The organism is Candidatus Hydrogenedentota bacterium (assembly GCA_018005585.1).
In the GTDB taxonomy this organism is placed as follows: domain Bacteria; phylum Hydrogenedentota; class Hydrogenedentia; order Hydrogenedentales; family JAGMZX01; genus JAGMZX01.
Map to the genome: position 1 here is coordinate 1 of JAGMZX010000145.1, position 11,566 is coordinate 11,566.

Here is an 11,566-nt window from a genome sequence, read left to right on the forward strand (position 1 = left end):
GGGCGGGGGCGCCGCGGGGTGAGGCGACCAGCATCCCGCCAAGGCCAGGCACAAGCAGAGGCATCCTTTCAGCGAGAAGAGCGGGGTCAATGCTCTGGCATAGTGGCCGGCGCGGTGGCTGCGCATCCTTCAAGCCTCCTGAGCCTCGTCCCGCAACGGCGGGCCGTGGAAGTGTTCTTTAGTATCCTACGAGATGCGCTTTTTTGCAACCAGGGGGCAATCCCGGCGTTACGCGCCCGTCTCTTCCGCGAGGCGCAGCATTTCCTGGACGGCGTCACGGAGTTCTTCCAGGATGGGGTGGCCCCACCCGTCCCCGAGCGCGCCGGGCAGTTCACGGTAATACCACAGCGAGCCGTCGCGCTTGCCCGCAAAGCGTTCCCAAACCGCCGCGCCGGTCTTGCGCAGGTCGGCATTGATGGCCCGCGCGTTGTGCAGCTTGTCTGCCGCTGAAATGAGTTTCACTTCGGGCGGCGCCTCGCGCACATGGGCCAAGTAACGTTCCTTGCGTGGCCGCCACGCCGGTTTGGGCTCTTCCGCGGTGTCGCTGCACGCCCACACGTACTCCGCGACGCGGTCGCCGAATTCTTGCCGCACACGCTCGAGCGTGTCGCGCCCGCCCGCATCCTCGACCGCGTCGTGGAGCAATGCGGCGATGAACTGGTCCTCGTCGCCGCCGTGTTCGCCTACGAGCGCGGCCACGGCAAGCAGGTGCGTGATGTACGGGACGTTATTGCCCTTGCGCCGCTGTGACCGGTGCAGTTCAAACATGAGCTGGAGCGCCGCGCCGGCGCGGTCGGAGAATTCCATAAGTTACGGTTTTCCGCGTTTGTCGAGCAGCGCGATCAGGTCCGCCGGATGGTCCGTCTGGATGCCGTCCGTGCGCCATGACAACGCCTCTTCCCAGCAGGACGGGTAGCTTTCGTCCACGATGACGATTGCGCCCGCCGCATGGCACTTCTCGACGAAACTCTCTGAAAAGAAGCGCCACACGGACGCCACGACGCGCGGCTTGTATTGCTGCAGGATCATGGGCAGCAGCTGTTCCGGCCCGGGGTCCGGCATGGGCAGGCACTCCGGGCACAATTCCTGTAGCTGCTTCAGTTGCGCGCCGCCGATGTACCAGATCACGTGTTTTTCCATGCCATACTTACGGATAAGCGCGAGCGCCTGCGCGACGTCGGCGTGCTTCATGTCGAGATAGATGCCGATCTTCCCCTGGCACAACGCCAGAATCTCCTCGAACACCGGGATGCGCGCGCCCGCCCACTCCGGGCCGACCCGCGCGCCCAAGTCGAGCGCGCGCAGTTCGGCCAGCGTCATCTCGGCCACGCGCCCGGTCGCGCCCGCGGCATAATCCTCGACGGAATCATTGTGGATGCTGACCAGTTCGCCGTCCCGAGTCGTGCGCAGGTCGATTTCGACGAAGTCGGCGCCCAACTCAATGGCCCGCTGATACGCGGGCAAGGTATTCTCCGGGATGCCCTCGTGCGCGCCGCGATGCGCCACGACATAGACCCCGCCGTGCTTCGGCGGCGGCAACGGACTCTCGGGCGGCTGGGCGAGCGCCGAAACGGCGGACAGCACCAACACACAGCCGGTCATTGTGCTTCGTAAGGCATTCAAGAGGGCAACTCCTTGCGAAAACAGGGCTCGTTCGCAGGTCACGCCTGGCATTTCGGTGCTTATCTTAGACTCCGAACCGGAGTAATGCAAAGCGGTCCGTCGTGGTGCTCACTTCTCTCATCTGGCCGTCTCTGCCTGGGTTAGAAGTTATCCCCAGAATTGATTCATGCCTCTCTCAGGCACGACGCGTGTCTTTCCCCTGCAAAAGTCAGGCAGAGCCGGCCTGAATACACTCTCACGCGCGACCTCCTGCACGAGTGCCCGGTTAGCGAGGGCGTGAGCGCAGGTATCTCCGCTGCATAGCAGTACACGGTTGCGGAAGTGTCGCGAGATTTTCTCGGCACCGAAATCCGTATGACGGCGGCACGGCACGGGAATCAGCGTTGCCTCTTCCCAAAACGTCCGTTCGGGAGGCAACACCAGGACAGCGGCCTCGGAAGAACCAAGTGCGGGAAGTCCGGCCGTAATCACTAACGCGATCTTGTGCCGTCTGCCCGGCCCTGTGACATCACGTCTCCCCAAACTCCAGCAAGAGCCGGTTTCCCAAGCCGCACCGCCGGCGTCTACTCCGCGGGTGTATGCCGGCAGGCTCATGCCGGCATCTCGAAAACCGCGACGGATTGCGGTATTCTTCCTCTCCCAAACCAATCGGAGGGTGTAACATGGCCAGCGTATTCGGTATTGGCTTGTTTATTCTCGGGAATGCCGCAGGCGCTGCGGCCCCGGTGAGCGTGGGGAACCTCACGTGCGAGTATTTGATTAACCCGCTCGGCATCGATGCGGCGCAGCCGCGCCTGGCGTGGATGCTCGAGTCGGCATTGCGCGGACAGAAGCAGACGGCGTATCAGGCGCTCGTCGCATCGTCGCCGGAACTGCTGGCGCAGGACCAGGGCGACCTGTGGGACACGGGCAGAGTCGAATCGGATCAGTCGATTCAGGTGGTGTATGCGGGCAGGCCGCTCGGTTCGCATCAGGCGTGCTGGTGGAAGGTGCGCGTGTGGGACAAGGACGGCGCGGAATCGCCGTGGAGCGCGCCGGCCCGCTGGACCATGGGCATCCTGGACGAGGCGGAGTGGGGCGCGCAGTGGGTCGGCATCGAGAAGGAAGACGAGTCGAAGGTGGAGCCGGAGGCGCGACGGCTGGCGGCGCGTCATTTGCGCAGGGAATTCACGGTCGGGAAGCCGGTGGCGCGCGCAACAGCCTACATTTCGGGACTTGGGATTTCGGAATTGTACGTGAACGGGGCGAAGATCAGCGACCATGTGCTGTCGCCGGGCTGCACCGAATACAACAAGCGTGTTTTCTACGTGACGCACGACGTAACAGCGCAGCTGCGCGACGGCGCGAACGCGCTGGGCGTGTGGCTGGGCAACGGCCATTTCTGGGCGCAGCGCACGAAGGAGCCGACGACGATGCGCACGTTCGGCTTCCCAAAGCTGCTGCTGCACCTGCGCATCGAATACGCGGACAACACGGTCGAGCAGGTCGTGAGCGACACGTCATGGCGCGTAACGACCGATGGGCCGATCCGCGCAAACAACCAATACGATGGCGAGGAATATGACGCGCGCATGGAATTGGCGGGCTGGGCCGAGCCCGGTTTCGACGATTCCAGGTGGGACAGGGCCGAGGAGGTGTCCGCGCCGGGCGGTGTCGTCGTCGCGCAGATGATCGAGCCGAACCGGGTGGTCGAGACCATCAAGCCGGTGACTATGCGCAGTACGGAACCGGGCGTCTACATCTACGACATGGGCCAGAACATGGTGGGCTGGTGCCGCTTGAACGTTTCTGGCCCGCGCGGCGCGCAGGTGTCGCTGCGCCATGCCGAGACGATCAATCCGGACGGCACGTTGTACATGGCAAACATCCGCGGTGCAAAGGTGACCGACCTATACACCTTGAAGGGGGAAGGCGTCGAAACCTACGAGCCGCGCTTCGTGTATCACGGCTTCCGCTATGTCGAATTGACCGGCTTCCCCGGCGAACCTGCGCTCGATGCGCTGGAGGGCTGCGTGGTGCATGACGACATGCCGCGCGCGGGCGCGTTCACCTGTTCGAACGAGGTGCTCAACGACATCTACCACAACATTTACTGGGGCACACGCGGCAATTATCATTCGATGCCGACGGACTGCCCCCAGCGTGACGAACGCCAAGGCTGGCTCGGTGACCGCTCGGAGGAATCGCGCGGCGAAAGCTACCTCTTCGACATCTCGGCGCTCTACGCGAAATGGGTGTGCGACATGCACGACGCGCAGAACGAAAAGGGCAGCGTCTCGGACGTGTGCCCCGCGTACTGGCCGCTCTACAACGACAACGTGACCTGGCCGAGCAGCTTTATCATCATCCCGAACATGCTCTTTCAGATGTACGCCGACACGCGCGCGATTGAGGCGCGCTACGACGGCATGAAGAAGTGGATCGAGTGGATGAGCCACTACATCGACGCGGACGGGATTCTGCCGCGCGACAACTACGGCGACTGGTGCGTGCCGCCCGAGGAGCAGCACCTGATCCACTCAAATGACCCCGCGCGCAAAACGCCAGGCGAGTTCCTGGGCACGTCGTATTTCTATTGGGACCTGACGCTCATGGCCAAGTACGCGACGATGCTCGGCAAGACGGAGGACGCCGCACGGTTTACGGAGCAGGCCGAGGCCATTAAGGCCGCGTTCAACAAGAAGTTCTTCAATCCGGAGACGGCGCAGTACGCGAACGGGGCGCAAACCACCTGCGTGCTGCCGCTCGCGTTCGGACTTGTGCCCGAGGGCCATGAAGACAAGGTCTTCCAGCGGCTTGTTGACAAGATCGAGAATGAGACCAAAGGCCACATCGGCACCGGCCTCATCGGTGGCCAATGGCTTAGCCGCGTGCTGTCTGACCACGGGCGGCCGGATCTCGTCTACACCATGGCCACGCAGACGGACTACCCGAGTTGGGGCTACATGGTCAGCAAGGGCGCGACGACCATTTGGGAACTGTGGAACGGCGACACGGCGGATCCGGCGATGAACTCGCACAACCACGTCATGCTCGTCGGCGACCTCAACATCTGGTTCCACGAATACCTCGCGGGCATCCGGCCCGACCAACCAGGCTTCAAGCATTTGAGCATGAAGCCGGTGCCGGCCGGCGACCTGACGCACGTGCAGGCGTCGCGTCTCACGCCGTACGGCACGGTCTTCAGCGAATGGAACGTGGAAGGCGAGGCGTTCTCGTGGAAGTTCACGGTGCCGGAGAACACGTCCGCGACGGTCCATGTGCCTGCGAAAGATGCCGGGGCGGTCACCGAGGGCGGCAAGCCCGCTTCCGAGGCCGAGGGCGTGCAGTTCCTGCGTATGAATGATAATTCCGCGGTCTATGAAGTGCAGGCCGGGCGCTATGAGTTTGTTTCTCCCGCGTTTGTGCGTCCGGGCGGCAAACCGTAAATCGTGGAGGCCGGCGGATGGACCGAAGGCGCTTCCTGCAGAGCATGTCCGCGTTCGGCGCGGCGGTGGGATTGCAGCAGCTTGCCGCCGCGCAAGACGGCGCCGGACCGGTCCGCACCGCGCCCGCGCCCGCGCCCCTGTTTGTAGACCCCGTGTACGACGGCGCGGCCGACCCCGCCATCATCTGGAACGCGGAACGGAAGGAGTGGTGGATCTTCTACACGCAACGGCGCGCGAATCAGCAAGACGAGCCCGGCGTGCGCTGGTGCCACGGCACGGACATCGGCATTGCGGTCTCGTCCGGCGATGGGTTCCCCTGGAGATACAAGGGCATCGCGGAAGGACTCGACTTCGAGGACGGCCGCAACACGTTCTGGGCGCCCGAAGTCATCCGGCACGAAGACGCGTATCACATGTACGTGAGCTACATCCGCGGTCTGCACGACGACTGGTCCGGCGACCGGCATATCGTCCACTACACGAGCGGCGACCTGTTGCACTGGCGGCGAGAGAGCACGCTGGCGCTGTCCAGCGCGCGCGTAATCGACCCGTGCGTCTACCGGCTGCCCGACGGCCGCTGGCGCATGTGGTACAAGGACGAAGCGGCGGGTTCGCACATCTACAGCGCCGGAAGCACAGACCTTTTCGTCTGGCGAGATACTGGCCCGGTCATTGCGGACCGTGGCGGAGAAGCGCCGAACGTGTTTCAATTGGGCGGCGCATACTGGATGCTCACCGACAGCGGCGGGCTAAACCTGTACCGGAGCGAGGACCTCAATCGGTGGACGTACGTCGGCCCGTTCCTGCAGGCGCCGGGCGCGCGGCCCTGCGACGGTGCCGTGGCGCAGCATCCCGACGCGCTCGAACAGGGCGATCACGCATACCTCGTTTATTTCGTGCACCCCTTCGGCGCACGGCATACCGAGCCGGGCAAGCATCGGTCCGTGCTGCAAATCGCGCGGCTCTGCGTGGCGGACGGCCAACTGATAGCGGAGCGAGACGAGCCGTTCCGCCTGGAATTGATTCCGCCTGCGTGAGGGACCGAAACGTGCGGCGGGGATTTCAAAATGACTTCGCGGAGCGCTATGATTACGCGAAACCGGAGAGGGTGCCGACATGATGCCACTGCGTGTGCTAGTCCCTGCGTTGTTGATGATTGCGATGCTGCACGGCTGCGGCGGCGAATCCGCCGCGCCCGCCGCGAAGCCCGGACAGCGAACTTTCGGCGTCGTGTTTCAGACGATGAATAATCCGTTCTTCGTCGAGTTGAACCGCGGCCTGCAGGAAGTCATCGAGGCGCACGGCGACCGGCTCGTGACGCTGGATTCGCGTTTTGACAGCCTCAAACAGAAGAACGATATTTCCGACCTTATTCTGCGAGGCGCTTCCGCAATCTTCATCAATCCGGTGAATTGGGAGGGCATCACCGGCAGCCTGATCCAGGCGCGAGACAAGAATGTGCCGTGCATCGTGGTCGATGCCCCCGTAAAGGATGAGAACCTCGTGCTGTGTCAGGTGGCCTCGGACAACGTGGAGGCGGGCCGGCTGGCCGCGCGAGCCTTGGCCCAGACGCGCCGCCCGGCGAAGGTCGTTGTGTTGCACCAGTCCGTGAACAAGGCATGCATTGATCGTGTCGCGGGTTTTATGGAAGAACTGGCCAAGTACCCGGACATGCAGGTGCTGGAGACACAGGAGGGCAAAGGCACGACGGAGGGCGCGCGCCCGGTCATGCGCGATCTGCTCGGCCGCTTTCCGGAGCTTGACGCGGTTTTTGCGATAAACGACCCGAGCGCGCTTGGCGTGATCTCGGCGCTGGAGTCGGCGGGCCGGCTGCAGGACGTCACGGTTGTGACCGTCGACGGGTCGCCGGAGGCGGTCGCGGCGATCAAGGCGGGCAAACTACTGTCGAGTTCGGCGCAGTTTCCCTATGAGATGGGGAAAGTCGCTGCGGAGAAGGTTTACGAGCATCTTGCGGGCAACCCCATCGAGAAGGACGTGAAGATCCGCGTTGAACTGGTGACCCGCGAGAACGCCGATGCGTATCTCCAGTCGTTTCAGGGGGCGCAGTGAAGTCGTTCAAGCGGATGGCGCCGCTGCTGGGCGGCATGATTGGACTGCTGGCCCTCTTCCGGCTGTGGGTGCCCGGGTTCCTCGCCAAAGACAACATGCTGGACCTCGCGCAGCAGATCTCCGTCAATGCGATCATCGCGTTCGGCATGACACTGACGATTCTCATCGGCGGTATCGACCTGTCCGTCGGCGCACTGCTCGCGCTCGTGGGCACGACGGCCGTCTATGTTATCTCGCAGGCCGCGCCGGAGGCGCAGAACATCGGCGTGCTGGCGTTGGCGCTCGGCGCGGGCAGCGGTGTCGCGGCGCTGTGCGGTCTGTTGAACGGCTGGTGTGCGGCGCGCACGCCGATACCGCCGTTCATTATTACGCTGGCCACGATGCTCATGGCGCGCGGTACTGCGCTGCGCTTCAACGAAGGCCGCCCCATGCACGTGCCCGAGACGCAAACGATGTTCCTGGCGCTGGGCAACAGCCGCATCTATCTGTCCGGGGAGGTGCAGATACCCGCGCCCGTCCTGGTTATGCTTGCGGCGTTCGCATTCACGGGGATTCTGTTGCACAAGACGCGCTATGGCCGCCACCTCTTCGCTATCGGCGGAAACCGGGAAGCGGCCCGGCTGAGCGGGCTGCCGTTGTTCGCCTGCGAAGTGAGCGTGTATCTCATCTGTTCCGTGCTCGCGGGCATCGCGGGGTTGATCCACGCGTCGCAACTCTACTCGGCCGAACCTTCGGCCGGCACGGGCTTTGAACTGAACGCGATTGCGGCGGTAGTCGTCGGCGGCACCAGTTTCACCGGCGGCATTGGGAGCATGCACGGCACGCTGATCGGCGCGATCATCATTGGCATCCTCGACAAGGGGCTGAATCAGGCGGGAGTGCATTTCTCGCTGCAGTACGTCATGAAGGGACTCGTCATCCTCGGCGCCGTGTACATGGACGTGCGGCGCAGGCGGCGCGCCTGACCCGAGAGCCGTTTTCAGCGGCCCATTGGCACCGGATTTACTGGCGGCTGGTCCATGGGTACCTGCCACTCCTGACCCCTGGGCACCGGATCGAAATTCTCCGCCGGAATCCAGTTCTTCTCGTCAAGGTAGAGGTTCGGGTCATTCCAGAACAGGCCCTGGATGATGTCCTGAGCGTAAATGGGGCTGGTCATGGCCAGCACTTCGAGCGGTCCGAACCCCGTCTTCGGGTCCGCGGGCTGCACGACGCGAACCCGGTAACAGCAGGCCGCCTTGGGCCGTTGCGGAAAACGAAACACGAAATTGTCGCCTTCGATGATTTTGCTGATGAAGGTGCGCCCGTTCTCGAGGACCTGCAGTTTCTTGCCTGCCGCGCCCGTGACGCTTACCCCGAAAACGGTGTCCAGCCCAAGCGGAATCGTGCCCCCGATGCTCACGTCGACCTTGTTGTCCGCCATGACGTCGGCATTAAAGACAATGCGGGGACCGTCCGGTCCCGAAGACACATAGGTGCGCCCGAGGCGCAACCCTTCGAGAATACCCTCGAGAGACTTGTCGCGCGCGTACACGTACGTGATCGGCCGCCCCATGGGAACCTTCGGGCTGGCCGTGCCGCTGCCGGCGATGGCGGAGGCTTTCAGCCCGCGCACCAGTTCGTAATCCCAGAACTGGCATGCCTGCGCATTGGCGCCGTGCGAGGTGATCGCGGCGGCGGCAGCAATGGAATAGATGAGTTCCCGCTCTTCATCGCGGATCTTGAGCGCATCGCGGAGATTGTCGAGCGTCATCGGCGGCACCTCGCGCCATGCGCGCGACCACACCTCGATGGCATTGACGAAGCTGAGGTTCCACTGCCACGGCGCGGTGGGGAAACAAGGCCGGGCCACCGCGAATATACCGCCTTGCGCCTGCACGCGCAGGCAGTCTGCCTGGGCCGTGTCCTGGTCGCTCGGCGGGTCGGGTTCCGTGCGCGGGCCGTAAATCAATGCAAAGCCCATGGATTCGTCGCCCCATTCCATTGCTGGAATGAGCACGGTCTTGTCAGAACTGAAAGCCGGGTCGTGCGCCGCCTGAATCGTGTTACGGTCCGTGATCGCCAGAAAATCAAGACCGGACGACTCCGCGCGGCGCACCAGTTCGGCCACGGTCTCCGACCCTTCGGAGTAGGTGGAGTAACAGTGGAGTTCTCCTTTGTACCAGCCGGGCTGGTCCGAAAGCACCCGGTTGACGCGTGGGACCGCCGCGCGGCCCGGGATGCTGCCGGCGTCCGCCGGATTCGTGCCGCATTCCTCCTCGACCCGGTCCAGGGCCAGGTCGCCGTCGAAGTCGAACGAACGCAGCGGGCGCGTGCCCGCCGCGCCTTCCAGCACGCGCACCTCCAACACCGCGGGCGGCCCGGATTCCGGCACGACGAGGTCTCGCACGGCGACGAGAATGGGGGAACCCGCATCGAAGACATGGACATAAGCCCGGTAATTGCCCACCGGCGCGGCCATATCCTGTCTGCGCTCGGGCACGGGCAGAATGGTCGGTGGAAAACCATCGAGATTAACGAGGTCCACGCGCGCCGCGAGCGGTTTTTCGAGCACGTCGGCCACATCGACCGTCAAGACGCCCTTTGGCCGGTTATCCGGCCGCGGTGCTGGTTCTCGTGCCTCTCTGGCGCCCGGGCCGGCCCCGGACGTCTTCGTGGGGGTATCCGACGTCCCTGCGGGCGTCTGGTCGCTAACGCAGCCGCATGTCAGCGACAGGAGCATGAGAAAAACTGCAAGATGCTTCATCTGCGACATTGCCATTTTTACCCCGCTGACTCTACTCAATAGATGGACAGCTCTTGCTTCGCTCCTGGAAGTGGGCAGAATACGAAAACTATAGAAGCTGTGTATGGGCTTGATTTCCATTTCCAAGAGGCGCTAAACTGACATCTAGTGCGTGTGCTTGACGAGAGGGAGTATAGCAGAAGTTGTCTCGGGCAAGACACGCCAGACACGCGAAACGGGGCAACAAAAGAAAGGTGAGTGGACCATGAGAATGAGAGGGTTGCGCAAAGACACACGAGAAGTGCTGAACATGTTGTCGAGCATCGACATCAACAGCAGTGTGGCGGTGTACGTGCAGATCGAGAATCACGTTCAATTCGCCATCGCCTCGGGCCGGCTGAAAGCTACCGACCAGTTGCCGAGTGTGCGGGAACTGTCGGAACAGCTTGATGTCAATCCGAACACGGTTGCCAAGGCGTATCGCGACCTGGAAGTCATGGGGTTGTTGTACACCCGCCGTGGCATGGGCGTGTTCATCAACAAGGGCATCGAGACCAAGTGCCGCGAGGACTGCCGCAAGCGGTTGATCGGCCGCATGTTTGAAGTCGTGGCCGAAGCCAAGGCTGCCGGTATGACCTCGGACGAGGTCAACGAGATCGTCGCGAAGAGTCTCTCCGTCGCGGGCACGCCGTACGGGCCCACGCCCGCCAGTCTGCTCACGCTGACGAGGCCGAAGAAGAAGGCCGGCAAGTAATTCTCGACAGCTTTTCTGACGCACGGTTCACCGTGTAACCGCGTTTTTGGGAGGTGCGGGCCGCAAACCGCGTGCGGCCCGCCGCGGTTGAGCGGTCTTGGGCATTGTTGCTGTAGTGTTCGGTACGCGCGTTTTTCCGGAAAGCAGGTGCTCCAAGACCAAAGGGGAGCGTATTACTTCACGGATGCGTTCGGCCGGGGCGTGGCGGGATGCGTTTCTTGACGCGGGCGTGAAGGTTTCTCAAGGGGTCAAAACTGTCAGGAAAACTCTTGACATTTTTTTGCCTGTCGCGTACACTTAAGCCAGAAAACTCTGAAACCTTGGGCGCATACGTAAAGAGTTTGCCGGGGCGTCTTGCCTCGTTGCTCTGCGTCCGAGGGGGCGGGGTTCCTGATTCGAAGGCCGGTGGCTCGCGAGGTCATGAGGTTCCTCGCCTTGGCTGAAGAACCGGGAGTACGGCAGAAGGGCGCATTCGCGAAGCGTAGAGACGAGATGGCTACGGGAAGTGAAATCAGAAGCGCCGGACGGACCGATGCGGAGGCGAAGGAAGGCGGCGGGCGCGTCAGTCACGGGGCAAAGGTCAAACGCGGTCAACTGACGGCGGTCCAGCAGGGCCGTTACGGCACAGGTCCCGCGCCTTACGGATACCGCCGGGGTAGCCCGGGCCAGAAACCATTGCTGGTGGATGACCGCGAGGCGGAAGTGGTGCGCATGATCTTCCGCGAATACCTGAACACCCGCAGCACCGGCAAGGTCGTCGATTTTCTGCATTCGAGGAATATTTTCACACGCAAGGGAAATAGATGGTCGCGTCAGGCGATCGCCATCATCTTGTCCAACCGGACTTACCGCGGCCGTGTCAGTTACGGGGACGTCGAAACCGAAGGATTGCACGACCCCATTATCGAGCCGGCGCTTTTCTACAAGGCGAACGCCCTCAAGGAACGCAAGCGGCGCCAGAAAAAA

Annotated in this window: 9 protein-coding genes; 6 read left to right on the forward strand and 3 right to left on the reverse strand. The window is 63.0% G+C overall.

Features of this window, described 5'->3' with window-relative positions; translation table 11 throughout:
- Window positions 1-228: 228 nt before the first annotated feature.
- Together KA184_19275 and KA184_19280 are read right to left on the reverse strand one after the other, a co-directional pair.
- Window positions 229-807: an HD domain-containing protein gene (locus tag KA184_19275; protein MBP8131726.1), complete on the reverse strand. Its 579-nt coding sequence runs from the start codon at window positions 805-807 to the stop codon at window positions 229-231.
- A gap of 3 nt (window positions 808-810) precedes the next feature.
- Window positions 811-1,623, reverse strand: coding sequence for a glycerophosphodiester phosphodiesterase family protein (locus KA184_19280; GenBank protein MBP8131727.1), 813 nt, complete (start codon window positions 1,621-1,623; stop codon window positions 811-813).
- Between the two features lie 662 nt (window positions 1,624-2,285).
- On the opposite strand from KA184_19280, the gene KA184_19285 reads away from it, so the two are divergent.
- The 4 genes from KA184_19285 to KA184_19300 all read left to right on the forward strand — a co-directional run bounded on the left by KA184_19285 (window position 2,286) and on the right by KA184_19300 (window position 8,086).
- Complete coding sequence (locus KA184_19285) at window positions 2,286-5,051, forward strand: glycoside hydrolase family 78 protein (protein ID MBP8131728.1); 2,766 nt, start codon at window positions 2,286-2,288, stop codon at window positions 5,049-5,051.
- A gap of 44 nt (window positions 5,052-5,095) precedes the next feature.
- Entirely contained in the window at window positions 5,096-6,088 is a 993-nt protein-coding gene (locus KA184_19290; GenBank protein ID MBP8131729.1) for a family 43 glycosylhydrolase, read from the forward strand.
- 79 nt (window positions 6,089-6,167) lie between these two features.
- On the forward strand, window positions 6,168-7,121 hold the full coding sequence (locus KA184_19295; GenBank protein MBP8131730.1) for a sugar ABC transporter substrate-binding protein: 954 nt from the start codon (window positions 6,168-6,170) through the stop codon (window positions 7,119-7,121).
- A 14-nt stretch (window positions 7,122-7,135) separates the two neighbouring features.
- Window positions 7,136-8,086 (forward strand): ABC transporter permease, encoded by a 951-nt coding sequence (locus tag KA184_19300; GenBank protein MBP8131731.1) that lies wholly within the window; start codon window positions 7,136-7,138, stop codon window positions 8,084-8,086.
- Window positions 8,087-8,100: 14 nt separating this feature from the next.
- Here KA184_19300 and KA184_19305 read toward each other — a convergent pair whose 3' ends face one another.
- The gene (locus KA184_19305; GenBank protein ID MBP8131732.1) at window positions 8,101-9,867 is read right to left on the reverse strand and encodes a CehA/McbA family metallohydrolase; all 1,767 of its coding nucleotides are present in this window, start codon (window positions 9,865-9,867) and stop codon (window positions 8,101-8,103) included.
- A gap of 244 nt (window positions 9,868-10,111) precedes the next feature.
- On the opposite strand from KA184_19305, the gene KA184_19310 reads away from it, so the two are divergent.
- Both KA184_19310 and KA184_19315 read left to right on the forward strand, forming a co-directional pair.
- Entirely contained in the window at window positions 10,112-10,600 is a 489-nt protein-coding gene (locus KA184_19310) for a GntR family transcriptional regulator (protein MBP8131733.1), read from the forward strand.
- Window positions 10,601-11,092: 492 nt separating this feature from the next.
- Window positions 11,093-11,566 (forward strand): recombinase family protein (locus KA184_19315; protein ID MBP8131734.1); only part of this gene is annotated, 474 nt, incomplete at its 3' end.

Coding starts and splice junctions, on each gene's coding strand:
- KA184_19310 (MBP8131733.1), top strand. CDS start 10,112: ATGAGAATGAGAGGGTTGCGCAAAGACACACGAGAAGTGCTGAACATG.
- KA184_19275 (MBP8131726.1), bottom strand. CDS start 807: ATGGAATTCTCCGACCGCGCCGGCGCGGCGCTCCAGCTCATGTTTGAA.
- KA184_19300 (MBP8131731.1), top strand. CDS start 7,136: ATGGCGCCGCTGCTGGGCGGCATGATTGGACTGCTGGCCCTCTTCCGG.
- KA184_19305 (MBP8131732.1), bottom strand. CDS start 9,867: ATGAAGCATCTTGCAGTTTTTCTCATGCTCCTGTCGCTGACATGCGGC.
- KA184_19285 (MBP8131728.1), top strand. CDS start 2,286: ATGGCCAGCGTATTCGGTATTGGCTTGTTTATTCTCGGGAATGCCGCA.
- KA184_19295 (MBP8131730.1), top strand. CDS start 6,168: ATGATGCCACTGCGTGTGCTAGTCCCTGCGTTGTTGATGATTGCGATG.
- KA184_19290 (MBP8131729.1), top strand. CDS start 5,096: ATGTCCGCGTTCGGCGCGGCGGTGGGATTGCAGCAGCTTGCCGCCGCG.